The 26,526-nt window shown below is 63.8% G+C and carries 20 protein-coding genes; 17 read left to right on the forward strand and 3 right to left on the reverse strand.

The window, feature by feature from the left end; translation table 11 throughout:
• Positions 1-144: 144 nt before the first annotated feature.
• The 10 genes from HU230_RS37800 to HU230_RS37845 are packed head-to-tail and all read left to right on the forward strand — an operon-like array spanning position 145 to position 8,329.
• Entirely contained in the window at positions 145-1,821 is a 1,677-nt protein-coding gene (locus HU230_RS37800) for a GspE/PulE family protein (RefSeq protein WP_176533853.1), read from the forward strand.
• Positions 1,822-1,825: 4 nt separating this feature from the next.
• A complete protein-coding gene (locus HU230_RS37805) occupies positions 1,826-3,037 on the forward strand; it encodes a type II secretion system F family protein (RefSeq protein ID WP_176533852.1) in 1,212 nt (403 codons plus the stop codon).
• A gap of 53 nt (positions 3,038-3,090) precedes the next feature.
• Positions 3,091-3,570: a type II secretion system major pseudopilin GspG gene (gene gspG / locus HU230_RS37810; RefSeq protein ID WP_171947980.1), complete on the forward strand. Its 480-nt coding sequence runs from the start codon at positions 3,091-3,093 to the stop codon at positions 3,568-3,570.
• Positions 3,571-3,584: 14 nt separating this feature from the next.
• Positions 3,585-4,049, forward strand: coding sequence for a type II secretion system protein (locus HU230_RS37815; RefSeq protein WP_092126604.1), 465 nt, complete (start codon positions 3,585-3,587; stop codon positions 4,047-4,049).
• A 4-nt stretch (positions 4,050-4,053) separates the two neighbouring features.
• The gene (locus tag HU230_RS37820; RefSeq protein ID WP_176533851.1) at positions 4,054-4,434 is read left to right on the forward strand and encodes a prepilin-type N-terminal cleavage/methylation domain-containing protein; all 381 of its coding nucleotides are present in this window, start codon (positions 4,054-4,056) and stop codon (positions 4,432-4,434) included.
• Complete coding sequence (locus tag HU230_RS37825; protein WP_176533850.1) at positions 4,431-5,138, forward strand: PulJ/GspJ family protein; 708 nt, start codon at positions 4,431-4,433, stop codon at positions 5,136-5,138. Before HU230_RS37820 ends, HU230_RS37825 begins: the two co-directional genes overlap by 4 nt.
• Positions 5,138-6,058, forward strand: a complete 921-nt coding sequence (locus HU230_RS37830) for a type II secretion system minor pseudopilin (protein WP_176533849.1) — start codon at positions 5,138-5,140, stop codon at positions 6,056-6,058. The genes HU230_RS37825 and HU230_RS37830 overlap by 1 nt, the downstream gene beginning before the upstream one ends.
• A complete protein-coding gene (locus HU230_RS37835; RefSeq protein WP_176533848.1) occupies positions 6,058-7,131 on the forward strand; it encodes a PilN domain-containing protein in 1,074 nt (357 codons plus the stop codon). The genes HU230_RS37830 and HU230_RS37835 overlap by 1 nt, the downstream gene beginning before the upstream one ends.
• Entirely contained in the window at positions 7,128-7,691 is a 564-nt protein-coding gene (gene gspM, locus HU230_RS37840; RefSeq protein WP_224944000.1) for a type II secretion system protein GspM, read from the forward strand. Before HU230_RS37835 ends, gspM begins: the two co-directional genes overlap by 4 nt.
• Entirely contained in the window at positions 7,691-8,329 is a 639-nt protein-coding gene (locus HU230_RS37845) for a hypothetical protein (RefSeq protein WP_224944001.1), read from the forward strand. The genes gspM and HU230_RS37845 overlap by 1 nt, the downstream gene beginning before the upstream one ends.
• Positions 8,330-8,348: 19 nt before the next feature.
• Here the strand turns inward: HU230_RS37845 and HU230_RS37850 are convergent, their stop codons facing one another.
• Complete coding sequence (locus tag HU230_RS37850; RefSeq protein WP_224944002.1) at positions 8,349-8,996, reverse strand: prepilin peptidase; 648 nt, start codon at positions 8,994-8,996, stop codon at positions 8,349-8,351.
• Positions 8,997-9,073: 77 nt separating this feature from the next.
• Between HU230_RS37850 and HU230_RS37855 the strand changes: the two genes are divergently transcribed.
• The 4 genes from HU230_RS37855 to HU230_RS37870 all read left to right on the forward strand — a co-directional run bounded on the left by HU230_RS37855 (position 9,074) and on the right by HU230_RS37870 (position 14,357).
• Entirely contained in the window at positions 9,074-9,859 is a 786-nt protein-coding gene (locus HU230_RS37855) for an EfeM/EfeO family lipoprotein (protein WP_176533846.1), read from the forward strand.
• Positions 9,856-11,232: a cytochrome c peroxidase gene (locus HU230_RS37860; RefSeq protein ID WP_176533845.1), complete on the forward strand. Its 1,377-nt coding sequence runs from the start codon at positions 9,856-9,858 to the stop codon at positions 11,230-11,232. Before HU230_RS37855 ends, HU230_RS37860 begins: the two co-directional genes overlap by 4 nt.
• A gap of 236 nt (positions 11,233-11,468) precedes the next feature.
• Positions 11,469-13,526 carry an alkaline phosphatase family protein gene (locus HU230_RS37865; protein ID WP_224944003.1) on the forward strand — a complete coding sequence of 686 codons (2,058 nt, stop codon included), beginning with the start codon at positions 11,469-11,471 and terminating at the stop codon, positions 13,524-13,526.
• 120 nt (positions 13,527-13,646) lie between these two features.
• Positions 13,647-14,357: a hypothetical protein gene (locus HU230_RS37870; RefSeq protein WP_224944004.1), complete on the forward strand. Its 711-nt coding sequence runs from the start codon at positions 13,647-13,649 to the stop codon at positions 14,355-14,357.
• Positions 14,358-14,366: 9 nt separating this feature from the next.
• On the opposite strand, the gene HU230_RS37875 is transcribed toward HU230_RS37870, so the two are convergent.
• Positions 14,367-15,707: a cytochrome c peroxidase gene (locus tag HU230_RS37875; RefSeq protein ID WP_224944279.1), complete on the reverse strand. Its 1,341-nt coding sequence runs from the start codon at positions 15,705-15,707 to the stop codon at positions 14,367-14,369.
• A 393-nt stretch (positions 15,708-16,100) separates the two neighbouring features.
• Between HU230_RS37875 and HU230_RS37880 the strand changes: the two genes are divergently transcribed.
• Positions 16,101-17,870 (forward strand): alkaline phosphatase family protein, encoded by a 1,770-nt coding sequence (locus HU230_RS37880; RefSeq protein ID WP_176533843.1) that lies wholly within the window; start codon positions 16,101-16,103, stop codon positions 17,868-17,870.
• 70 nt (positions 17,871-17,940) lie between these two features.
• Here the strand turns inward: HU230_RS37880 and HU230_RS37885 are convergent, their stop codons facing one another.
• Complete coding sequence (locus HU230_RS37885) at positions 17,941-24,168, reverse strand: DUF5801 repeats-in-toxin domain-containing protein (RefSeq protein ID WP_176533842.1); 6,228 nt, start codon at positions 24,166-24,168, stop codon at positions 17,941-17,943.
• A gap of 476 nt (positions 24,169-24,644) precedes the next feature.
• On the opposite strand from HU230_RS37885, the gene HU230_RS37890 reads away from it, so the two are divergent.
• Together HU230_RS37890 and HU230_RS37895 are read left to right on the forward strand one after the other, a co-directional pair.
• Positions 24,645-25,301: a FecR family protein gene (locus tag HU230_RS37890; protein WP_224944005.1), complete on the forward strand. Its 657-nt coding sequence runs from the start codon at positions 24,645-24,647 to the stop codon at positions 25,299-25,301.
• Between the two features lie 73 nt (positions 25,302-25,374).
• Positions 25,375-26,241, forward strand: a complete 867-nt coding sequence (locus HU230_RS37895; RefSeq protein ID WP_176533840.1) for a tetratricopeptide repeat protein — start codon at positions 25,375-25,377, stop codon at positions 26,239-26,241.
• Positions 26,242-26,526 lie beyond the last annotated feature (285 nt).

Here is a 26,526-nt window from a genome sequence, read left to right on the forward strand (position 1 = left end):
CCACGTCAAGGTTTCTTGAGCGAGGCGAACGATGTGACTTCGCACAGCTGTCACACTTCGGATCGATAACCGCAGAATTGCCGGGAGCCGACGCGGCGGCGGATGGCACGGACTGATCCGGGATAGTGTGGCGGGATATCGAGAATGGCCAACGACCTGTCCGTTCGGTTCGTGGATTATCTTCGTCAGAACAATCACCTGGCGCCGATCGACGGATCGCCTGAGCGGAGCGGGCAGGGCGCCGACGCCAGGCAACTGAAGCTGTGGGAGGTCACCAGCCTCGCACCGACCGAATTCGCCGACGAAGCCGCGCGCTTCTTCGCGCTCGGCCGCCTCACGCTGCAGGAGATGACCTCGGCCGAACCGCTGGTCGGGGCGTTCTCGCCGCGCTTCCTGCGCGAGACCATGGTCTATCCATGCCGGGCAGCCGATGGGACCACTGTCCTGGCGGTCGTCGACCCGACCGACCAGGCGACGCTGCGGGCGGCGCAGATCGTGCTTGGCGCCGGCATCAAAGTGAAGGTGGCTTCGTCGGAAGACGTCGCCATCGCGCTGAACAACTCTTCCAGCGCCGAGGAGGCCGAGACCACCGATACGACGGCGGCGCTGCCCCGCGAAGACGACATCGAGAGCCTGCGCGATCTCGCCAGCGGTGCGCCGGTGGTGCGCGCGGTCAACGATCTGATCGAGAAGGCCGTCGAGTTCCGCGCCAGCGACATCCATATCGAGCCGTTTTCCGCCGGCCTCATGGTGCGCTTGCGCATCGATGGCCTGCTGCGGCCGGTCGCGGCGCTGTCGGGGGTGCTGCCACAGGCGGTGGTCTCCCGCATCAAGATCATCGCCAATCTCAACATCGCCGAGCGCCGCCTGCCGCAGGACGGTGCGGCGCGGCTGCGGGTCGGGCGCACCGACATCGATATCCGCGTCGCGATCATGCCGATGCAACACGGCGAATCCGCCGTCATCCGCATCCTGCCCAAGGATCGCGGCCTGCTGGTTGTCGAAAAGCTGGGATTCTCGGAGAACGACGAAGCCAAGCTGCGGCGGCTGCTGAAGCTGCCGTACGGTATGGTCGTGATCACGGGGCCGACCGGCAGCGGCAAGACCACGACGCTGGCGACGATCCTCTCGATCCTCAATGAGCCCAGCCGCAAGATTCTGACGATCGAGGATCCGGTCGAATACGAGATCCCCGGCGTCAACCAGTCCCAGGTCAAGCCGGCGATCGGCTTGACCTTCGCCACCGCGCTGCGCTCCTTCGTTCGCCAGGACCCTGATGTCATCATGGTCGGTGAAGTCAGAGATTCCGAGACCGCGCATGTCGCGGTGCATGCGGCGCTGACCGGGCATCTGGTGCTGACGACGCTGCACACCGAGACCGCGGCTGCCGCGGTGCCGCGCCTGCTCGACCTCGGGGTCGAAGGCTATCTGCTGCGTTCGGTGCTGCGCGGCGTGATCGCGCAGCGCCTGGTCCGCCAATTGTGCGAGCGCTGCAAGGCGGCGCGGCCGCTGGCAACGGCCGATTTCACCGAGGATCCCCGGCTCACCGCACTCGGATTCCGGGAAGGCGAGATCATTCACGAGCCATGCGGTTGCGAGCGTTGCGGCGGGACCGGTTATCGCGGCCGTCTCGGCGTGTTCGAGCTGCTCGAATTATCCAGTGAACTGCGCGAACTGATCGGAGAGCGAAGCGACGGAATGAAGATCGATAGGATGGCGATCCGGGCGGGCATGACCACGATGCTCGATGACGGAGTTGCCAAATGCCGCGCCGGATTGACCTCGCCCGCCGAGATCCTCCGCGTTGCAACGGTGCGGTGACGCCGTGCCGAATTATCGCTATCGCGCTTTGACCCAGGCCGGCGAGATCGTGAACGGCACGATCTCGGCTCCGACGGCGGCTGAGGTGGCACGGCGGATCGAATATCTCAAGCTGCTGCCGATCGAGACCACCGAGGACAAGCGCGCATCCGGCGCCACCGGTGGCCGCAGCCTGTTCGGCGGGCCGAGTGCCGCCGAGGTCACCACCTTCACGCGCGATCTCGCCCTGCTGCTCAAGGCCGGCGCGCGTCTCGACGATGCCCTGGAGCTTTTGTCCGGCGATGCCGATGTCGGCCGGATGCGTCCGGTGGTGGCCAAAATCCGCGCGGCCCTGCTCACCGGCGAGAGCTTTGCCGATGCGGTGGCGGATCATCCGACCCTGTTCCAGCCGATGTACATCGCCCTGGTCCGGGTGGGGGAAATCTCCGGCACGCTCGACTCGGTGCTCGAGATGCTGGGGACCGAGCGCGCGCGTTCCGAGCAGATGCGGCGGAAGCTGACCGACGCCATGCAATATCCGGCCTTCGTGCTGGTCGCGGCATCCGGCGTGATGCTGTTCTTCCTGCTGTTCGTGCTGCCGCAATTCTCGACCGTGCTGGGCGATTTCGGCGGCAAGTCGGATACGGCACTCGCCAGCTTCATCGCGGTGTCGGATTTCCTGCGGGCCAATGCCACGGCGGCGAGCCTGATCAGTGCGGCCACGATTGCGCTCGCATGGTGGCTGCTGCGGCAGGCGCGCGTGCGCGCCGCGCTGGTCAGCGGGATCTCGCGGCTGCCGGGCATCAGCAGCGCCTTCCAGTTCTATCGCGCAAGCCTGTTTTGCCGCAATCTGGGCGTCCTGCTCGGCAGCGGCGTCAACCTCACGGCCGCGTTGCGCATCCTCGTCGACATCATGGCGGTGACCGGGAGCGGGGCGAACTGGACCGCCGCCGCCGACCGCGTCCGCCATGGCGGAAAATTGTCGGACGCGCTCGCCGTGGCGGACAGCCTGCCGCCGATGGCGGTCCGCATGCTGCGGCTCGGCGAAGAGACCGGGCAGCTGCCGGTGCTGGCCGGGCGGGTCGCGGAATTCTACGAAGCAAAATTGCAGCGCAGCCTGGACCGTGTCGTCGGCATCGTCGGTCCACTGGCGATCATCACGATCAGCACCGTCGTCGGCGGACTGATCGTATCGGTGATGACGGCGCTGCTCTCGGTCACGCAGCTAGTCGGTTAGAGCAGGGGTCATTGGTCATGATATCGCGCAACACGATCATCGAAACATTCTCCATGCGAGCGGGACGCGATCCGGCGCGCTCACAACGGCCAAGGCGGTCGGGGCAGGAAGGCTTCACGCTGGTCGAGATGCTGGTGGTGATCGCGATCATCGGCCTCATCATGGGGCTGATCGGGCCGCGCGTGCTCAACTATCTCAGCGAATCCAAGGTCAAGACCGCGCGTATCCAGTTGCAGAGCTTCTCCAGCGCGCTCGACCTGTTCTACCTCGACGCCGGACGCTTCCCGTCCACGGCGGAGGGACTTGCCGCGCTGGTCCGGCGCACGCCGGGCGTCGCCGCCTGGAACGGCCCCTATCTGAAGGGCGGCAACGTTCCGAACGATCCCTGGAACCATCCCTATCTCTATCGCTCGCCGGGCGAACACGGGCCTTACGATATCGTCTCCTATGGCTCCGACGGTCAGGAGGGCGGCAGCGGCACCTCGGCCGACATCTCGCTGGAAAAGACGACAGCCGCCAACAACGACCAATAGGATGCATGACGAGCATGAATGAGGCGTCGCAGCGCGGCTTTACCCTGCTCGAGATGGTGTGCGTGCTTGCCATCATCGCGCTGCTGGCGGCCGTGCTGCTCCCGTTCATTCCGCACCAGACCTCGCGATCGCGCTTGCAGGCCTATGCGTTGCAGACGGCAACGCTGCTGAAGGCCGATCGCAATGCCGCTATCGAGCGCAGCACCAGCGTTGCGACGCTGGTCGATGCGGCGAGCCGGGTGATCCACTCTGGCGCATCACGCATGACGGTGCGAATCCCCGATGACGTGCGGTTCGATGCGGTGCTGCCGCAGAGCTGTCAGCGCCGCGCCGCACTGTCGACCATCCGCTTCTTCGCCAATGGCGGTTCCTGCGGCGGCTCCATCGCGCTGACGCGGCTCGATGCGGGATACGAGGTCCGCGTCAACTGGCTCACCGGAAGGGTAGAAATCGTTGCTCGCGACGTCGCCGCCAACTAACCGCATGGATGCGGGGTTCACCATCATCGAGGTGCTGGTGGCGCTGGCGCTGGTGGCTGTCTCGATCGTTGCGATCGGCGCCGTCATGGGCGTCAAGACGCGCGGCGTCCGGGCCATGGAGCAGCACGTCGCGCTGATGCAGGCGGCGCGCACTTTGATGACGGTCGGCATTCCGCCGCGCGCCGAACTGCAATCGGGCAAGTCGACGGGGCAGGCGGAGGGCTACCGCTGGACCATCGAGGTCAGTCCGCTTGGTGGCGACTGGACCGTGCCCGAGAGCAACGTGCCCTGGGCGCCTGAACTGGTGCGAATTCGCGTCAAGTCTCCGGGCGGTGCGTCGTCCGACATTCGCACCGTGCGCCTGATGCCGAGGTCTTCGGAATGACCCCGGCAAGGACAGCACAGCGAACGGGCGAGCGTGGCTTCACGCTGATCGAGACCATCGTCGCGCTGGCGCTGATGGGGCTGTTGCTATCGGCGCTCGCCAGCATCACGGCGCAATGGCTGCCGAGCTGGAACCGGGGGCTCGACCGGATCCAGCGCAGCGAATTGATCGGGATCGCGCTGGAACGGATCGGCGCCGATCTCGCCGCGGCGGAGTTCGTTGCCGCCAACCGCGATACCCACAAGCCGCTGTTCGACGGATCGGAATTGTCGGTCACGTTCGTGCGCACGTCGGTGGGGCCGAATGCGGGGCCGGGGCTCGACGTGGTGCACCTTGGTGAAACCCGGGATCGCAGCGAGTTCGTCACGGTTCGTTCGCAGGCGCGCTTCACGCCGCTGGCCGACAGGGTGTCGCTTTCGGAGCAGGTGCATCTCGGCAGCCCCGTCGTGCTGCTGCGCGCACCCTATCGCCTGTCGTTCGCCTATGCCGGTGCCGACCGGGCCTGGAAGAGCGTGTGGAAGGACGCCAACAAGCTGCCGGCGATGATCCGGTTGACCGTCCGTGATGCGGCAAGCCAGCGCGTCCTGTCGGTGTCGACCATCGCGCCGGTCCATGTGCAGATCCCGAGCGACTGCACCAAGCCGGACGGCAATTGCGGCGACAAGCAAAGTTCCGACGGTGCCACCGATCAGGGGAAGACGTGATGGCGGCGTCTGGCAATAATATCGGCCGATCGCCGCCCAATCGCGGCTTCGTCATCGTTGCGGTGCTCTGGATTCTGCTTGCGCTGTCGTCGCTGGCGATCATCTTCTCGGCCTATCTTGCCGCGTCGGCGCGCGCGTTGGCGGCCAGTGACCTGTCGCTGCAGACCGAGGCACTGGTGTCGGCCGGGCTCGAACTCACCGCCTATCAGCTGACGCTGACGGATGAGAAGACGAGGCCGCAGTACGGGGCGTTTCATTTCGGGCTTGACGACGCCAGCGTCGGTGTCTCCTTTACGTCGGAGGCCGGCCGCGTTGACCTGAACTACGCGTCGAAGGAAATGCTGATCGGCCTGTTTGTCGTGCTCGGCGCCCGAAAGGACGCCGCCAGCGAATACGCCGACCGGATCGTCGGCTGGCGAACCCGGCCCGCGCCGGGCAGCGAGAATGTGGAGGCCGCGCGCTACAACGCGCTCGGCTATTCGCCGCGGCAGGGGCTGTTCACCCATGTCAACGAGCTGGCGCTGGTCGCCGGGATCCCCGAAGCCTTCGTCGATCGTGTGTTGCCGTTCGTGACGGTGTTCAACGGCAGTCCGGATGTTGATCCGGCCATCGCCGCGCCGGAAGTGGCTCTTGCCGTGGATAAGGCATCGGGGAAGCAGCAGGACAGCTTCGGCGCGCCTGCTCCGTCGCCGAACGGCGGCCTCAGCGCCGGATCGCAGGCGCCGAACCCGCAAAGTGCGGCATCGACTGCGCAGAGCCCATGCTACCGGATCGCAATCTCGATCCGGTTCCGCAACGGCCACCGCACCACGTCTGAAGCGGTGATTGCGCTCGGCGACAAGGTCGAGCCATATCGTGTGTTGTCCTGGCAGAACGATGTCGAGCCGCGAAGCACGGTTCTGCCGCGGAGGAGAGGTTGATGGCAATACTCGCCGAAGCACGGCAATGGTTCGAGCAATGGATCGGCGCGGTCGCGACTGCCGTCGACGGCGTTGCCGGCAGGTTCATGCGCCGGCGCAGCATCGAGCTCGACGAAAATGCCGACGGCACGTTCACAGCCCGCGCCACCGCGTCGAGAGATGGCTCGCCGTCAGCTCCGGTTTCGTTCCGGCTCGATCACGATGCGCCGCAGCCTCCGTTGTCAACAGAGTGGAAGACGGCGTTCGACGGCAGCCGCATCGAGGTGCGTTTGCGATCGGATCACGTCGTCAGCCGCGTGCTTGATTTCCCGAGCCAGGCGGGCGGTTTCCTCGATGGCATGATCCGCGCGCAGGTCGACCGCCTGACGCCATGGACCGCCGCCGATGCGGTCTTTGGCTGGGGGGCGCCGCAGCCGATCTCCAATGACCGTATCGAAGTCGCGTTCAGTGCGACCGCGGCGAGCAAGGTCGATCCGCTGATCCGGATGGCCAGGATGCTCGACGCCGCCACCGTTGCAGTCTCGGCGCCGGCGGTTGGCGGCGACGGCGCCCCGCTGCAGGTGACGCTGCTCGACAGATCGCTGCGCGGCCTTGCCGGACCTGTGGTTCCACGCCTCTTGCGCATCGGCCTGGTCGCGACGGCGGCTGCGGCCGCGGTGTCCCTGCTGCTCAACATCTATCTCGGCGGCTGGCTGCAATCCGAGCAGGAGGACCTGCAACACCGCATCTCGCAGCGCCGCGCCGCGCTGCGTCTCGATGCCAATGGCGACTCGTCCGGTCTCGGCCTGCTCGCCAAGCGCAAGCAGACGACGCCATCGAGCGTCATGGTTCTGGAAGCGATCTCGCGCGTCCTGCCCGACACGACCTATGTGACGGAGCTCCGCATCGAGGGCAACAAGGTGCAGGTGGTGGGACTGACCCAGGATGCGCCATCCCTGATCCGCCTGCTGGAACAGTCGCCGCAATTCACCCGCGCGACATTCTTCGCGCCGACGACCCGCGCCGCGAATGAATCGGCGGAGCGGTTCCACGTCGAGGCCAATATATCCGCGTCCTTTGGGTCCGGCTCATGAGCGCAGCATCCCGATCGCTGACCGCCGTCAGCACTTCGCCACTGGTCGCGACCGCGAGCTATCTCGGCCTCTTCGTGCTGCTGCTCTTCGTCGTCATCTCGTCGCTCTCGGACATCATCGGCCTGCGCAGCGATGTTGCGGCGTCGGCCGGAATGCTGGAGCAACTGGAGGGACGGTCCAAGGCGAATACCGCGCCCGGTCAGTCCCCGATGCCGACCGGTTCCGCCTATCTCGAGGGGGCGACCGTCACGGTTGCCGGCGCCACGCTGCTGCAGCGCGTGTCGGGCGCGGTGATCAAGGCCGGCGGCAATGTGTTGTCGACGCAGCTCGACGTTCCCAACGCGCCCGCGAAGGCCGGCTTCATCAGCATGGTCGCAAGCAGCGAGATCGAACAGGCGCAGTTGCAACAGGTGCTCTACGATCTCGAAGCCGGCATGCCGTTCCTGTTCATCGACCAGTTGGTCGTGCAACCCGTCGCCGACGAGGCGGCGAAGGGCGCCGATCCCGGCAAGCTGCGCGTGCTGCTCGGCGTATCCGGACAATGGCGAGGAGCCAAGTGATGCGACGCTTCGCTGCAACCATCATGCTGTTGGCGGTGTCGGCCTATTCGGCGCCGGTTGCGGTGCCTGACCCATCCGGCGATGCACTGGACGCCGGGATGCTCGACGATACCCGTCTCGGTGGGCCGGTGTTGAGTTCACCGCCGCCGTCCGAACCGGTGACGTCGGTCCGGGTGGCGCCTTCGCCGGCGCCTCGGCCGCTCAGCGCAAATCCGCTGTGGGGCATTCCGCTCAAGACGCTGTCCAACACCCGCGACCGCCCGGTGTTCTCGCCGTCGCGGCGGCCGCCGCCTGCCGTCGTTGCGGAGCCGGAAGTCAGCAAGCCGTTGCCGCCGCCGCCACGCAAGGTCGCGCTCGAGCCGCCGCCGCTGTCGCTCGTCGGCACGATCGCGGGAGACGAAGAAAGCTTCGGGATATTTCTCGACCAAGCGAACAAGACCCCATTGCGGCTGAAGCTCGGCGACGATTTCCAGGGATGGAAGCTGCGAGCCATCAGCGGACGCGAAGTCACGATGCAGAAAGACGAGCATGATGCCGTGCTCACATTGCCCCAGCCGGGCACCGAGGAGAGCGGCGATGTCCGCCTCGTTCCGGTCAGCACCGACAGGAGGCCGCTGGCTGCGCGGATCCAGCGATGACTGCGGCTTCGCTCCCGCGCTAGTTCAATTCCAGCCAGTTCTGCAGGGCCGGCGTCAGGAGAAGTCCAAGCGCAAGAAAAGGACCGAACGGGATCGACGTCTGGCGCTTCATCTCGTGTCCTGCGAGTTGTAGGCTGCCGGCGACAGCAAGTGCCGCGAGCGCCGCGATCAGCAGCACGGTCGGAATTCCCGCCGCGCCGACCCAGATCGTCGCGGCGGCAAGAAATTTGACGTCGCCCAGTCCCAAGCCGTCCACATGCCGCAAGGCGAAGTAGAGGCGCTTCAACAGAAAGAACAGGGCGCCGACGAGAGCGGCGGTCGCCATGGCACTGAATGCGGCTGTCATGCTTTCAGTGATGACGACATGCGCAAGCCCGAGTGCCGCGATCGCAAGATTCAGCCAATCGGGAATGATGCCGTGGCGCAGATCGATCAGCGCGACGGTGCAGCACAGCACGCAAAGCGCGCCGTAAGATGCAATGAAATAAAGAGCTTCGCGATCGACTGGCATGGTGGCGGGACAAGTGTGACGCGTGAACACACTGTGTTGCAACAACTCGCGCGCGTTGAACAGTGCATTTTCATTCGAGCAATGCGTTTGCGGGATTGTGATCGTCAACAACGATCGCGAAGCAGAAAAGATGCGACAAAAAGTCTGCGCTGTCACAAATCCGCATAGGATGCCGACAATAGTTCGGCCGATTACGTGCCGCGAGCCCTTTGCGGCAGACGAGTGGGTTGGCTATGCACAAGATGCGAGTGGCGGCGTGCCTTGCTTTGCTGGCAGCGTCGGCAGGCGTGCGCGCCGCGAACGCGGGCGCTCTCGAGGACGGCGCCGAGCGCTATCGGCCGTATCTGATCGAGGGCGTTGCCAGCGCGCTGGAAGGTGCGCGCGCCTTGCGCGAGCGCGCCGCTGCGGCGGATTTGCCCGGTGCACGGAAGGCCTGGCTGTCGGCGCGCGCCGGCTGGGAGCGCTCGGAGGTGTTTACCGCAGGCTTCGTCCCAGAGCTCGATGCGCAGATCGACGCCTGGCCGAACGCGGACAGCGGGTTTCACGCCATCGAGGCGAAACTGTTCGGGGCGGGTAGTACCGACGTCGCTACCGATGCAACTGGTCTTGTCGAGCACCTGAACGATCTTCACGGCAAGCTCAAGGATATCAAGCTGACGCCGCAAGGCCTCCTGGATGGCACCGTGCGGCTCGCTTACGAAGTCGGCGAAAGCAAAGCTGATGGCGGCGAGTCGCGCATCAGCGGCACCTCGCTGGACGATATGCGCAACAACATCGCCGGCATCGACTTCGCCTATCACACGATTTTCTCCGCTGCACTCAATACGGTCGACGGTAAGCTCGACGAGATGGTGACGAACCGGATCGAGCAGCTCGAGGCGATCGTCGCCACGCCCGACCTGCCGCATGTCAATATCGCCGATCTGCGCCAGACCAGCGAGGAACTGGTCGTCGCGTTGCAGAGCGCCTCGGCAAAGCTCGGGCTGCAGCGCCCGACGCTGGAGGCGCAGGCGCGATGAGATCGCTTCACCTGCGTCCGGCTCCGCTGCTCTCCGCGGTCATCGCCCTTGCGCTGCTCGGGCGCGCGGCGGCGTTTCCGGTCGATGGCGACAAGACCGTGCTGCCGGTTGCGACCGAGCTGAACGAGGATGCGCTCGACAAGCCGCGCGAGGTGTTCCAGTCCGAGCGGACCGGAGCCAAGTCGTATCTGGTGAATCTCGGCGATCTCGCCTTCAATTCGCCGGGGCTGCTCGGCGAGGTGGCGCGGCAGGCCGACGTGAGCTGCGGCACCTGCCACGTCAATGGTGCGAACAACGCCAAATTCTTCATGCCGAAGATGTCGAGCCGGCCCGGCACGTTCGACACCACGGGGGCGCTGTTCAATCCGAAGGCCAACAACCTGGCGTTCGATCCGGTGCGGATTCCGAGCCTGCGCGGCGCCCGTTATCTTGCACCCTACGGCGCCGATGGCCGGTTCGCCTCGCTGCGTGACTTCGTCCATAACGTCATCACCAGCGAGTTCGCAGGTCCCGAGCCGTCGCCGGCCACGCTCGATGCAATCGTGGCCTATCTTCACGACATCGATTTCCTGCCCAATCCGAGCCTCGGTCCCGCCGGGCGGCTGGCCGGCAAGATCACCGACGCGGAGCGCCGCGGCGAAGCGCTGTTCGCGAAGCCGTTCCCGCACGATCCCGCGCTGAGCTGCGCGGGGTGCCACGTGCCATCGTCCGGCTTTGTCGATCACCAGCAGCATGATGTCGGCTCGGGCGGCCTGTTCAAGACGCCGACCCTGCGCAACGCCGACTTCAACGCGCCATATTTCCACGATGGGCGCTTCGACAATTTCAACCAGGTCGTCGATTATTTCGACCGGACCTTTCAGCTCGACCTCTCGGCGCAGGACAAGGGCGATCTCGTTGCCTATCTCACGGCCGTCGGCGACGGCGTGCAGCCCTATGAACGCGACGGCGCCGGTGCAACGCTGAAGGAGATCAACGATTTCTCGACGGTGCTCGCGACCGCGATTCCCGCCGGCGACAAGGACATCGTCGCGCTTGCAGTCGATACGATCGGCCGCGAGCTGCGCGAGTTGACCGAGCAATATCCCGATCGCAAGAACACCAGCGTGTCCGGCGGCGAGCAGCAGCGCGTGCTTGCGCGCAGCGGGCTGAAGGAGCTCGTGCTCACGCTGCGGCGAATCGAGATGGCCGTTGCCGCGGGGCGCAACGCGGATGCTGCGGCCGAGTTCAGGAATTATCGCAATCTGATGGCTGCTGCGGTGCCTGCGTTACTGGCGAGCGCCGAGCCATGGTCGTTGTTCAATCAAGATGTGCATGATCAGCATTACGCCGCGCTTCGCGAGGTGATGCGCTCCAGGCACATCCCGCATTGATTGAACTGAATTGTAGAGCATTTGCGATCCGCGTCGCTGCGTGGAGCGCTTCGTCTACTTTCGATCTTCAGTTGAAGAGTCGAATCGTGGAGATGCGGCGTACAGCAGCCGATGTCTCCACAGAAAATATTTGAACGTTTCGAAATTTCTCGCGCGCTTTCACGCAAGCGAAAACCATGCGTCATACTGTCGCACTAAGCAGTGTGTTGCTAACCGCAAACACCCTGAGGTCGACAATGAGTTTGAACTACAAAAAGCACTGGCGAACCAGCACCGCGCTCTGCATCGCGTCAACGGTGCTCGTCGCAACAGCCGCCTATGCCGCTCACTATCCGGGCGGGCACAGTGATTGGGACAAGCGTCCGCATCACAATCACCAGGCGCATCAGGAAGCCGATCGCGTCAAGCACGACCACGATCATGACGACAAGGATCACGGCGGCAAGGGCAAGACCGCTTCGCCGATCAAGCACGTCATCATCCTGATCGGTGAGAACCGCGGCCTCGATCACACCTTCGGTGTGTACAAGCCGAAGGGCAAGGGGCAGACCATCTCCAACCTGTTGTCGAAGGGCATCGTCAACGAGGATGGAACGCCGGGACCGAACTTCGCGCAGGCGCAGCAGTACTCGGTTGCGGGCCAGCCGTCCTTCTACATCGGCGCGCCGGCGATCGCGAAGTCGCCCTACAACGCGACCAATTTGATGCCGCAGCCGAACACCAACGGTACGCCGACCGCGCAGAGCGACACTTCGCCCCCGTTCAAGACGATCGCCGAAGCCAGCGTCGAGAAGGACATGGACCCGGCCGATCTCGACATCCTGACCACCGGCTTCAGCGGTCTGCCGACCGGTGTGCTTGATACCCGCGTTCCCGGTGCCGGCGGTCTCAACGGACCGTTCCCGCTGCAGGGCGAGCGGATCAGCGACGACGACTACACCGGCGACTCGACCCATCGCTTCTATCAGGACTGGCAGCAGGAAGATTGCAGCGCCGCCAGCGCCACCAAAAAGAACAATTCGGGCTGCCTGAACGACCTGTTCCCGTTCGTGATGGCGACCTATTCGGCGTCCAACAAGAGCATGGCCAACTCGATGGGCTTCTACAATGCCCAGCAGGGTCAGGCCCCGATCCTGAAGATGCTCGCCGATCGCTTCACGCTGAGCGACAACTTCCACCAGTCGTTCCACGGCGGCACCGGTGCGAACCACTTCATGATCGGCACCGGCGATGCGGCCTTCTGGAGCGACGGCAAGGGCAATCCGGTGACGCCGCCGGCCAACCTGATCGCCAACCCGAACCCGGTCGCGGGCTCGGTCAACCGCTACACCGTCGACGGCAATTGGAGCAACTGCTCGGACGTGTTCCAGCCCGGCGTGAAGCCGATCGTCACCTACCTCAACAATCTGCCGTACGCGGCGGAGCCGAACTGCAAGCCGAACCACTACTACATGCTCAACAACGTCAATCCGGGCTATCTGCCGAACGGCGCGCTGTCCGGCGGCAACAACGTCCCGCCGTCGTCGGTTCGTACGATCGGTGACGCTCTGATCGAGAAGAACATCAGCTGGGCGTTCTATGGTGGTGCGTTCAACGACGCCGTGGCGCTTTCCAACGCCGCGGTTGCCGCCAACCCCTCGAACCCCAACCTCGGCGCCGCCGCGGTCGCCGATCCGGCGCACGCGCTCGGTGTCGCCTACTGCCAGATCTGCAACCCGTTCCAGTATGCGACCTCGATCATGGCCAATCCGGCGGTGCGTCAGGCTCACATGAAGGACACGGCGGATCTGATCACGGCGATCCAGCAGAACACGCTGCCCGCAGTGTCGTTCGGCAAGCCGGACGGTCTGCTCGACGGTCATCCGCAGAGCTCGAAGGTTGATCTGTTCGAGGCCTATGTCCTGAACGTGCTCAACGCGCTGGACAACAATCCGGAGCTGAAGGCCGACACCGCGGTCTTCATCACCTGGGACGAAGCCGGCGGCTACTGGGACTCCGGCTACACGCAGTCGATCGACTTCTTCGGCGACGGACCGCGTATTCCGACCCTGATCCTCTCGCCCTATTCGACGGGCGGCAAGGTCAACCACAACTACGCCGACCACGTTTCGCTGCTGAAGTTCATCGAGCGCAACTGGGCTCTCGAGCCGCTCACGCACCGCAGCCGCGACAACCTGCCGAACCCGACCTACTCGAAGAACAACGAGTACGTTCCGACCAACAGCCCGGCACTGTCTGACCTGTTCGACGCGTTCGACTTCAGCAAGCCGGTCACGTTGTCCTACACCGAGTGATCGAGCTCTCGTCCAGGACGAGGTCTTGAGTCCATCCGAGGCCAGCGCCGATCGAATCATTGGTTCGGTCGGCGCTGTCATGTTCTGCCTGCCTACCAGTCGATCGACCGGGGATATGCGATGAAGCGCGACGAGACGACGTGCAAGAAGATGTGCAAGAAGATCTGGAAGGGCAGCAGGAATGCCATGGCCTGCCTGTTCGCGATGGCCATCCTGGCCAACGTGCCGATGCCGGCCGCGGCGCAGCAGTTTTCCGCCGACCTCCTCGCGCGGAAGGACGATACGGCAACCGCCATCGGAACGCTGCGGATCTCGGGCGGAAAAGCGCGGATCGATCCAACCGCGTTGCCCGATGGCTTCTTTCTGCTCGATACCGCCAAGCCCGCCGCCTATTTCGTCCGCCCGGCCGCACACGTCTATATGAAGGCCATGCAATCGAGCCCGCTCACCCAGCTGTTCGTCCCGGTCGATCCGGACGATCCCTGCCGGCAATGGCTGGCGATGGCGCAGCTTTCCGCGCCGGTCGATCCCGCGACATGGCACTGCCAGCGCGATGGAGAGGAAGCGGTCGCGGGGCGCAACACCGACGTCTATCGAATCACGGCACCGTCGGGTTTGAGCTTTGTTGGCTGGATCGACCGCGCGCGCGGGTTTCCGGTGCAGATCAAGACCGCGGATGGAACGGTGATCGTCGCCGATCACATCCGCGACGAGCCGCAGCCGGCGCAAACCTTCGAAGTTCCCGCAGGTCTGCGCAAGTTCGACCCGCAAGCGCTGATCCGCCGGATGCAGCAGAGCGATGTATGGGTCGCGCCGCCGGCCTCGCAGTGAGCGCGTGCGCTACTGCGGCTGCTGGCTTGTCACCGGCAGTATCCGGCCGAGCGCCGTGTAGTGCGACTGATGCACGTTGCTGTTGAAGAGGGACCAGGGCTCGGCCTTCTTCAGGGCGACCGGAACGTCGAAATTCACCAGCTGGGCAAATTTGCGGTATTCCGCCATCGCTTCGTCGATCCGGCCGGCGCCGACCTCAAGGTCGATACGGCGCAAGGTCAGAACGAGATCCTTCAGGATCGCGCGCGCGGCGAGCCGCTCGTCCTTGCCGCCGACCGAGGTGTTCCTGATGTCGGGGATGTGCTCGGTCAATTCGCGCAGTTCGGCGCCGACCCCGGTCACGGCCAGCGACACCACCGCGGTGTCTGCGGCCGGGATCGCGACCTCGAGCACGCTCGAGAGCTCCAGCACTTCCTTCATCCGGAGCACGACGCCGTCCTTGTCGAAGGGGCGTTCGCCGTCGCCGACCGCATTCAGATAGGCCACGAGGTCCTGCGTGTCCTGGGTCGACAATTCGAGGTCGAACACGCGATCGAAATGATCGACGACCTTTTCGTAACTGTCGTAGCGGCCGTCGTGAAAATACGGCGCATTGAAATTGGCGTTGAGCAAAGTGGGGGTCTTGACCAGTCCGCCGGACCCGACGTCGTGACGCAGCTGGTCGTTGAAGGTTCCGGCCGGAATATGACAGCCGGCGCAGCTCAGCTCGGCCTGCTTGGGGAACGGTTTGAAGAACAGCGCTTCGCCGCGACGCTCGGCGAGGCTTGCCTGCGCGGCAAGCCTTCCGCCCGGCGCAATCTTCGGATTGGGGAGGAAATCGATATCGTTGATATAGGCGACGAGGCCGTCGAGAACCTCGTCGCGCGGCCGCGGCCCGGAAAACTCATTGACGATGACATTGTAGATGAAGTCGCGCAGCGAGGTCATGCGCCCGTCATGTCCGTAGGGGGCGACGAAGCGGGCGCCCCGCAGGCTCGGGATCCTGACCGGATCGAGGATGCTGTTGAACGTCTTCGCGTTGAAGACAAGACTGGTCGTGTCGAAGGTGCCGGGGCGGGAGGATGCGCCCGGAACGAACAGTTCCGGGTTCGATGCGCCGTTGACGTGACAGGTGCCGCAGCTCATCTCGGCCTGGCGGGCCTTGCCGCCCAAGATGGAAGGCGAATTGAACGCGAGATCGCCGAGATTGACCAAATAGGACTTGCGCCCGCCCATCGCTTCGGAATGAAAGATTTCGCGCGGCCGCGCCAGCGCGTCCTCGGAAAACTCGGTGCCGGCCGGCAGCACAGTCTGGTCGCCCCCGAGCGGGAATGCCATCGCCCGCAGCGGGAGAAGCGCAACGACGAGCACCAGCAACGCGACCCATGCCGGCCTTGCGCCACGATCGGTGGGTGCCGCACGACATTTTCCGGAGCCGGACGCCAGAATATCCCAAACCATTACGAGAAAACGCCCCTGTCACAATGCATTTGCGCTGCCGTACGTCGGAAGATGTCACGGAGGTGACAGTTTCCTGTCGGCAGGACCAATGACCATCTGTTTGGATAGACGACTGTTGATTGCGGTTTGATGACGATCGATCAACGAGACGCAAGCTGACTGAATTTGACAGAACGAAGATTTATCGGCGCGTGCATCTTTTCACGCGTTTGTGCGCGCGTCGAAAAACGGTCATCCCGGCGAAATGTGTTTTGCATAGCGTGTAGCTCCATTTCTATTTCTTTCTGAAATCAGGAGAGCACTATGCGGCTTTGGGGAGCCATTCCGGCGCTCGCAGTTGTTGCTGGCGCCGTTGCCATCTCACCGGTGGCAAACGCCGAGAATTTGGTCGAAAAGATCATTGATGAGTTCAAGCACGAGGTCAGGGACGAGCTGCGTGACCTGCGCGACCGCGGCCATGAAGGTGTGCATCAGTACAAGCACATCGTCGTCATCTACCAGGAGAACCACAGCTTCGATAACCTCTATGGACACTGGGGCGATGTCGGCCGTGACCGGATCAATGGGACTTCCGACGCCGATCAAGCGCATACGCTGCAGGTCCGGCAGGACAACCAGACCGTCTATGCCTGTCTGTTGCAGACTGACGTCAACCTGACCTCTCCGTCGCCGCAGCCGACGACCTGCACCGACAATACGGGCTCGGTCGCGATCCTCAGCGCCTTCAAGAACAAGCCGTTCGAGATCAACGACTTCATCCCGACCTCGGCGACCACCTGTCCCAAGCCGCTCGGGTCTTTTGCGGCGCACGGCTTCCTCAACGGCACCGGCGCGCCCGGCGGCTGCACCGAGGACATCGTGCATCGCTTCTATAGCGAGCAGTACCAGCTCAACGGCGGCCGGCAGAACCGCTACGTAACCGGCAGCGACGCCGCAGGTCTGGTGATGGGCTACTACGACACCAAGAAGCTGCCGATCTACACCTATCTCCACGGCCATGGCGCGCCGAACTATGTGATCGCCGACAGCTTCTTCCAGGGCGCCTTCGGTGGCTCGTTCCTCAACCACCAGTTCCTGGTCGCGGCGGCGGCGCCGCAGTTCGTCGGTGCCTTGAACGACGGCAGCGCCAATGACTTCCACTCCATCGTCGACGCCAACGGCATGCCGACCAGCACGCCGCTCTACACGCCGGTCTCCACCGTGAAGGATGCGCAGCTGACCGCGAAATGCAACCAGACCGGCCTGCCGGCCGGCCTCGCCTGCGGCGACTATGCGGTCAACACCACGCAGCCGACCTATCAGCCCTATTCGCCGGGCACTCCAGACATCAAGCGCCTGCCGCCGCTGCACACGCCGAACATCGGCGATCGGCTGTCGGCGAAGCATGTTGACTGGGCCTGGTATTCGGGCGGCTGGTCGAACGCCAATGGCGATGTCGGCGCGTCCGGCTGGACCAACGGCAATGGCACGACCTGCACCGATCCGAATCACCTCTCCACGGCGGTGTTCCCGAATTGCCCGGATGTGGACTTCCAGTTCCATCATCAGGCGCTCAACTACTTCGCCAGCTACGCGCCGGGAACGCAGGCCCGCAGGGATCACCTGAAGGATGAGGCGGAGTTCATCCAGGCGGCGAAGAACGGCCGGTTGAAGCAGGTCAGCTTCATCAAGCCGATCGGCGAGGAGAACGAGCATCCGGGCTACACCAGCGAATCCGAAGGCAGCCAGCATCTCGTCGATCTCGTCAAGGCGATCGTCGAAGGGCCGGATGGCAAGGACACGCTGATCGTCATCACCTATGACGAATTCGGCGGACAGTGGGACCACGTTCCGCCCCCGCCGCACAACCGCCGCGGTGCCGAGGCCCGTGCTGCGGACCAGTGGGGCCCGGGCACCCGCGTTCCGGCGCTGCTGATCGCCAAGCGTTTCAACAAGTCGGGCGTCGCGCATGAGGACTTCGACACCACGTCGATCCTCCGGCTGCTCGAGAAGCGCTTCGATCTCGATCCGCTGGTGACGCGCCCGGTGCGTAGCCTCTCGGCGGCGCTGAAGGCCGGCGAGGGCTGGCACTGACACGAAAAATAATCCTGGCCCGCGTCAAGATCTGACGCGGGCCAGGACCTTCACTACGGCTTCAGGGCCGCTACACGATCAGATCATGCTGCACGCCGAGCATCGCAGTAGCCGCCCCGGTCGTGAGGCCATGAATATCGACCTGAAGGCTGGTCGCAGCCGTATCGCCGTCCCTGTCGGTTGCAGACACATCGAACAGCAGATCGGTGCTCGGGATGGTCGTCTTCTCGTTATAGGTGATGTTATTGACCGTGAAGGTGGCGTTTCCGCTTGCCGCGTGATCGTAGTCGACCTGCACTTTATTGAAGGCCGTTCCGACATATAGCGTATAGGTCGTCGTCGTGCTGTCAAACTTGAAAGTATCCAGCAGCGAAGCGTCCGTCGTTTCCTGCACGACGACGTTCGTGGTGCCGCCCGATGGCTTCGGTACATCGATGTTGAAGTCATGGACGTCGGCGTTGCCGTCCAGAACCTTGAAGATCACACTTGCAGTGCCGTTACCCTGCCACTGAGTGAAGATGAAGCTGATCTGCGGCTGTTCCTGCGAAAATGCGAGGTTCAACTGCTCGGCAGGATCCATGCTCAGCCCGGTATCGCCGACTGCGATGCCGTTGTTCGATGCCTTGACGTCGAGCGCCTGACCGCTGCTGCTCGACCCGGTGATCACGAGTTCTCCATCCGGAGCCGTCAGCGACGGCGTGCCGCCGCCCGAGGCGCCGAACGTGGAGCCGGTCACGGTGACCTGCTTCAGCACGTCGACGCTCTCGAGATCAAAGGAATAGGTTCCATCGGGATTGATCATCAGCTTAAAATATGGATCGGCCAGCAGGCCGCCTGAATCCGCAAGGTAGGCGTCCAACTCGACACCTCCGCTCAACGCGTGAGTGGAATAGTAGAACGTGTAGTCGTCGCCGTTTCCTGTGACGTGAACCGAGGTGATACCGCCGCCAAGGCTCGATGTGGCCAGATCGTATCCCGTGCTGCCGACTGCGCCGTTGTGGATGCCGACGAACATCGCGCCGTCACCATCCGCGCCGAAGTTGATATTGTAGGTACCGTTGACGATCTGATTGTCCTGACCGGAAATGTCGGTATCCGGGAAGCCGCCAATTGTCGGCCCGTCGTCCGTGATGGTCAGTTGCTTGCCGAGGTCGAGGCTCGCGCTCTGGAAGTCGCCGTCCTTGTCGGTGATGGTCGCAACCAAGTGGACAGTCCCGGCGGCAAGCGCAACGCCTTCACCGGCATCGGGGCTGCTGCCGAGGGGCTGCGTTACCGCGCGGAATTCGGTGAAGGTCACGAGCCCGGTCGCCGGGTCGACTTCGATAGCAAACGCCAGCGTGCCGGTGGTCGAGCCGACATGGCCTTCGATGGTGTCGCCGTTCAGGACCAGCACGTCGGCGAGACCGGTGTGCGAGTCGATCAAACCTGACAGGGTTCCGTCGCCGCCGGAAATCGTCAGCGCATAGCCGATCGACGCGCCATCCGCGCCTTGAACCGAAGTGAAGGCCGTTGAGAAGTCGGCTGATGTCATCGTCTGCGACGCATCCGGCGCGGAGCCCGCGACATTGTCGTCCAGCGTCGTCGCGGTCAGATGCGTCTCGCTCAGCGTCAGCGATGGCGTCCTGCCATTCGCAGTGATGCTCGGGCCATCGTCGGTAATGGTCAGCTGCGTGCCGAGGTCGAGGCTCGTGCTCTGGAAGTCGCCGTCCTTGTCGGTGATGGTCGCGACCAGGTTCACGAGCCCAGCGCCCAGCGTCACGCCTTCGCCGCTGTCCGGGCTGCTGCCGAGCGGCTGCTTCACCGCGCGATACTCGGTGAAGGTGACGAGCCCGGTCACCGGATCAATTGTAATTGTGAATGCCAGAGTGCCGTTGATCGCGCCGACATGGCCCTCGATCGTGTTGCCGTTGAGAACCAGCAGGTCGGTGAGGCCAGTATGCGAATCCACCAGGCCCGACGCGGTGCCGCTGCCGCCGGTGATTGTGAGGGCGTAGTTGATGGTCGCGCCGTCGGCGCCTTGAACCGAGGTGAACGCGGTCGAGAAGTTGGTCGATGTCGTCGTCAGTGCCGCGTTCGGCACCGAGCCCGCGATATTGTCATCGAACACTGTTGCTGTCAGATGAGTCTCGCTCAACGACAGCGACGGCGTCGCGCCATTTGCCCTGATGCTCGGGCCGTCATCTGTGATGGTCAGTTGCGTGCCGAGGTCGAGGCTCGCGCTCTGGAAGTCGCCGTCCTTGTCCGTGATCGTTGCAGTCAGGCCCACGATGCCGGCCGCAAGCGCCACGCCTTCGCCGCCGTCCGGGCTGGTGCCGAACGGCTGCTTCACCGCCCGATACTCGGTGAAGGTCACAAGCCCCGTGGCCGGATCAATCGTGATGGTGAACGCCAGCGTGCCATTGGTTGCGCCGACGTGGCCCTCGATCGTGTTGCCGTTGAGAACCAGCAGGTCGGCGAGGCCGGTGTGCGAGTCGATGAGGCCCGACGCCGTGCCGTCGCCGCTCGCGATCGCCAGCGCGTAGGCGATCGTCGCACCATCCGCGCCTTGAACCGAGGTGAACGCCGTCGAGAAGTTGGTCGACGTCGTCGTCTGCGCCGCATTCGGCACCGAGCCCGCGATGTTGTCGTCGAACACCGTCGCGGTCAGATGTGTTTCACTCAGTGACAGCGATGGCGTGGTGCCGTTGGCCCTGATGCTCGGGCCGTCGTCGGTCATCGTCAGTTGCGTGCCGAGATCCAGGCTCGCGCTCTGGAAGTTGCCGTCATTGTCGGTGATGGTCGCGACCAGGTTCACGAGCCCGGTGCCCAGCGCGATGCCTTCGCCGTTGTCCGGGCTGGTGCCAAGCGGCTGTTTCACCGCCCGATACTCGGTGAAGGTCACGAGTCCGGTTGCCGGATTGACCGTGATGGTGAACGCCAGTGCGCCGCTGGTTCCTCCGACATGCCCTTCGACGGTATTTCCATTCAGTACCAGCATATCGGCGAGGCCGGTATGCGAGTCGGTCAGCCCCGAAGCCGTTCCGTTGCCGCCGGTGATCGTCAGCGCGTAGCCGATGGTCGCGCCGTTTGCACCCTGAACTGAGCTGAAGGCCGTCGAGAAGTCGGCCGACGTCGTCGTCAGCCCCGCGTTCGGCGCCGACCCCGCGATGTTATCGTCGAACGCCGTTGCGGTCAGATGCGTCTCGCTCAACGTCAGCGAGGGCGTGGTGCCATTGGTGTTGATGCTCGGGCTATCGCCCGTGATCGTGAGCTGCGTGCCAAGATCGAGGCTCGCGTTCTGGAAGTCGCCGTCCTTGTCCGTGATGGTGGTAACCAGGTTTACGACTCCGGCGCACAGCGTGACGCCTTCTCCGCTGCCGTCGGCTGATTGCTTCACCGCGCGGTACTCGGTGAAGGTCACCTGACCCGTCACCGGATTGAGCACGACGCTGAACGCCAGGGTGCCCGTCGTCGTACCGACATGGCCTTCGATGGTGTTGCCATTCAGAACCAGCACGTCGGCGAGGCCGGTATGCGAGTCGATCAAGCCTGACGCTGTGCCGTTTCCGCCCGTGATCGTCAGCGCGTAGCGGATTGTCGCTCCGTCCGCGCCCTGGATCGAGGTGAATGCCGTCGAAAAATCAGCTGACGTCGTCGTCAGCGTCAGGTCCGGTGCCGAGCCCGCGATATTATCGTCCAGCGGCGTTGCGGTCAGGTGCGATTCACTCAGCGTCAGCGATGGCGCGGTTCCGTTGGTCTTGATCGTCGGGCCGTCGTCGCTGATGCTCAGCCTGCTGCCGAGGTCGAGGCGCGCGCTCTGAAAGTCGCCGTCATTGTCGGTGATGGTTGCTATCAGGCTGACGATTCCGGCAGTCAGCGACACGGCCTCGCCGCCGTCGGGATCTGTACCGAATGGCTGGGACACCGCGCGGTAGTCGGTGAAGGTCACGCGCCCGGTGGCGGGATCAAGCGTGATGGTGAACGCCAGGGTGCCGCCGGTCGTGCCGACATGGCCTTCGATGGTGTTGCCGTTCAGAACCAGCACGTCGGCGAGGCCGGTGTGCGAGTCGGTCAGCCCCGAGGCCGTGCCGTTGCCGCCGGCGATCGCCAACGCATAGCGGATCGTCGCACCATCCGCGCCTTGAACCGGGCTGAACGCCGCCGAGAAATCGGCTGAGGTCGTCATCAGCGCCGCGTCCGGTGCGGAGCCGGCGATGTTGTCATCGAGCGCCGTTGGCGTCAGATGCGTCTCACTCAAAGTCAGCGACGGAATCGTTTGGTTCGTCCGGATGCTCGGGCCGTCGTCGGTGATGGTCAACCGGCTGCCGAGATCGAGGGTCACGAACTGAAGTTCGCCGGCGTCGTTGGTGACGATCGCGTACAGGGTCACGGCTCCGGTCGCGAGTGCCGCGCCTTCTCCGGTGTCCGGGCTGGTGCCGAGCGGCTGCTTTACCGCGCGGTATTCGGTGAAAGTCACGCGCCCCGTCACCGGATCGAGCGCGATGGTGAAAGCCAGCGTACCGTCGATCGCGCCGACGCGGCCTTCGATGGTGGTGCCGTTCAATACCAGCAGGTCGGCCAGGCCGGTATGCGAGTCGATCAGGCCAGAAGCGGCGCCGTTACCGCCGGCGATCGTCATTTCATAGCTGACCGTCGTGCCGCTCAAGCCATTTGCGGTGTTGAAAGCAGCCGAGAAGTCGGCCGAAATCGTCGTCAACGCCGCGTTCGGCGCCGAGCCGGCGATGTTGTCGCCCAGCGCCGTTGCCGTCAGATGTGTCTCGCTCAGCGTCAGCGACGGCGCCGTTCCGGCCCCGATCAGCGGGCCGTGGATGGTGATCGTGATGATCTCGGGGGTACCGCCGATCGTGGTCACCGTGAAACTGTCGGTCAGGACATCGCCGACCTTGAGGCCCTGGATGGTGCTGTTGGCGATGTCGAGCGTGTAGGTCCACGCGCCGGCCGTCGTGATCGTGAACGAGCCATAGCCGCCCGCGCTCGCCGTCGGCGTGGCGACCGCCGTGAAGGTGTTGGCAGGATCGTCGACATCGGTGTCGGTGAGCATGCCGGTCGCGATGAACAGGCCCGGCGAGGTTCCGCTGACGCCCGCCACGCCGACGACCGAGCCGCTTGTGACGCCGGAAATGATGGAAGCGTCGTCGACACCGATAATGGTGATGTTGAAGCTTTCACTGGTCGAGAGCGAACCGTCGGTTACCGTGATGATGAAGCTCTGGATCGCGTTGACCTTCAGGGCGTTGATCGCATTATTGTTCGGAACGAAGGTATAGGCACCGGACGAGCTGTTGAGATAGAGCGTGCCGAATGCTCCGACGCTCGAGATGTTGTAGGTCCTCTGACCCAGCACCGTGTTGCCGGCAACGCCGCCGCTGACGCCGAAGGTCAGCGCGCCGTCGAAACTGATGGCGGAGAAGGTGCCGCTTGCCACATTGAATTTGTCAAACGCAGGGGTATCGTCTTCAGTCGGCGCTGCTCCGAGGTTCAGTATCGGCGCTCTCGGCGGTGGGGTGAGGAACACGATGAACGGGAGGACGGTCTGCGGTAGCGGCCCGAGCTGATTTGGCACCAGCGGCGGGTCTGGCTCGGAAAAATTGATCGGCTGCAGCAGCGACGACCCATCCTGGGTGGGCATGCCGGACCCTTTGGCCCAGATTCCTTTCGCGTAGTTGCCAAGCGTCTGCTGCTGGGCGTCCCGCAACTCCTCCATGTGAGCAGGGCTGTTCGTGACCTGGTTCACCCCGACCGACGACCCTCTGGGGCTCAAGATGATCGTCACGCCGGGATCGTCGACGACGATGTGTCTGGGGATCGCCTCCTTGGTCACCAACTCGAACACACCGTGGTGGAGGTCCTTGTAGTTGATGGTGTCGTCATCCAGGAACGTGACGTTCGGCTCCGCAGCCCGCGCGTTCTCCAGGAGCGAGAACGTCAGCGCCGCGAATGTGAGCATGCCGAGGCCGCTGGCCCGAACGGGGCCAACAGGCGTGTCCGCGGTGAGGACGGCTGACCCTGTCAGCCGGCTACCGATGATGCGGAAGATGCTTCTGGCTTTTGCGAACAGACCCGGCGCGCTGGCTGAGTCATGGGCCAAATTCCGGGCCAGGTCGCCCAGCTCGAGCCGGGTGCCGGTCGGCAGGTTGAGCACTGTGCCATCGATCAGGCGGATTTCGACCCGCCCGCCGGCTGCGATCTCGATGACGTCTCCCTGGCAAACGGGATCGCCGGCCACGGCTTGAAGGGCGATGCCGCGCGCACGCGCAATGGTGCCGCAGCCGAACGCCGTATGAACAACGCCTACCACTCGAGGCAGCTGGCCTGAAACGGCCGAGCTCGCGCCCCCGAATGCTACGCCGGACGCAACTAACATTGGCTTTTCGCCTGCTGAACGGCTCAAGCGGAGCGTGGTGCCGCAGTTCTCTTGATCTGGCTTGCGCTCGCCGCGAAGGGAAAAGTCCCCGCACCGGCAGCCATAGGCTTGCCCGCCGAAACGTTCTGATTGAAACTAAATTCGGTAGTGAAAATAGGCTTCCAGTACGGCGGGGAGCCATCGCGGAAAAGACAGAACTGCTGTCTATTATCGCGAGTGCAGCCCCACTAAATTTAGTGTATATTTACCGAGTAGATTGTCCACATATTAATTTTTATTCGAGCTGCGTCAGGCCCTTAGGCCTGTTTGCAGCAACTCGTTTGGCACTCAAGGTCCTGCGGTCTCGGCCCGGCGGTCCACGTCTCCATCGCGCCGCGACACGACAAGGTCTTCTCGAAAGGGAGGGGATCGTGCGTATCCGTTTCATTGTTCAATTTCTCGCTGGCATCGTTTTCACGCTCGTCACATTGACGTCTGGCCCGGTGCAAGCGCAGACCGAGCCGGCCCAACCCGCGGTTCAGAACTCCACAGCGAACTTCATCGGGAAGGTCGTGGCAGCCACCGGTGCGGTCACGATCGAACATCCGAGCGCGGTTGTCGTTCAGGCCGCGCTGTCTGATCAATTGCCCCGGGCGAAGGTCGGCGACTCCGTCTATATGGGCGACGTGGTGCAGACCGGAGCCGATGGACGGGTCGCGATCAACTTCACTGACGGCACCTCGTTCAATCTGTCGAGCAACGCCAAGATGACGATGACTGAGTTTGTGTACGACCCCAACGGCAAGTCGAATTCGACCTTGTTCAAATTGGCCAATGGCACGTTCACCTTCGTTGCCGGCAATATCGCGAAGACCGGCGACATGAAGATCGACACTCCCGCCGCGACGATGGGAATTCGAGGCACCACGCCGCGCATCGAGATCTCCGACGATGGTACGGTCAGGTTCGCGACGCTCGTCGAAGAGGGCAAGAGCAAGCTCCTGAGGAAGCCCGCGACACGTGTGACGCCGCAACGCGAGCAAAATATCTATCAAAAGTTCAACCCGCACATCTGTCGAGGATGCTAGGCGAGCACGCGTCGGTCTTGAGTGGTCACTCGCGGAGATCTGCGACTGCGCGTCGTCAAAACCGGAGCCCGACATGAAGCCTCGTGCAGGTACCGGTGCGAGTGGTGGCCTGACGGCGGTCTTCATCCTGCTGTTGCTGGCATCGCCAGCGGTCGCGCAAAGCCCAAAGCCGAAGGGCGGTTATCTCGGGGACATCGGATTGTGCAGCGGCCTCACCCATACGCCCGTCGACGCTCGCATCGACGCGTGCACGACCCTGATCGACGCGGGGCAGGACATGACGCCTGCCGGCCTTGCGATCGCCTACAACAACCGCGGCAACGCCTATGCTGCCAAGGGAGACTACGATCGCGCCATCGGGGATTTTGATCGATCGATCGAGCTCAATCCTACCTACACCAAGCCGTTCAACAACCGCGGCGTGGCTTACTTCAAGAAGCGCGACTACGATCGCGCGACCGAGGCTTTGGATCAGGCCATCAAGCTCAACCCGAACTACGGCGAGGCCTTTGCCAACCGCGCGCGCGTCTTTCTGAGGAAAAATGACTATGCCCGCGCGGCGCAGGATTACGATCAGGCGATCCGCCTCGAGCCGAACCTAGATGGCGTGTGGAATGGACGCTGCTGGAGCCGGGCCATCCTCGGCGCGCTGCAAGCGGCGCTGGAGGATTGCAACAAGGCCCTTCAATCGGGGCCGACCAACGCCGCGACCTACGATTCGCGTGGCCTGATCTACCTGAAGACGGGCGAGCTTGGCGCGGCGATCGACGACTATAGCTCCGCACTTCGCATCGATCCGAAACTGGCCAGCGCGCTCTACGGCCGCGGGCTGGCCAAGCTGAAACGGGGCGACAAGGCTGGCGGCAACACCGACATGGCGGCCGCCAAAGCGCTTCAGGGCAGCATCGGCGACGACTTCACACGTTACGGCGTGCAATAGAGCATGATCCGGAAAAGTGTGGAGCGGTTTTCCGAAAAGATCATGCTGAAAACAAAGAGCTAGAGCGGGATGATGACTCGAAGAAAAGTCATCGCGCTCTAGACACGCATGGCCGACGCGGGCCACCGCAAGGACGGTGGCCGGCTTGATGCCGTCGCTAGAGCATTTTCTGACCTGGCGGAATCGGAAGGGATTGAACTAAGCCGCTGCCGCGGCGTAGGGGGCAAGGTGGCATAGATCGCCTCCTGGCTGAGAGGATGTGGGTGTTGGAGCCCACCCCCTCAG

Origin of the sequence: Bradyrhizobium quebecense (assembly GCF_013373795.3) — a bacterium.
In the GTDB taxonomy this organism is placed as follows: Bacteria; Pseudomonadota; Alphaproteobacteria; order Rhizobiales; family Xanthobacteraceae; genus Bradyrhizobium; species Bradyrhizobium quebecense.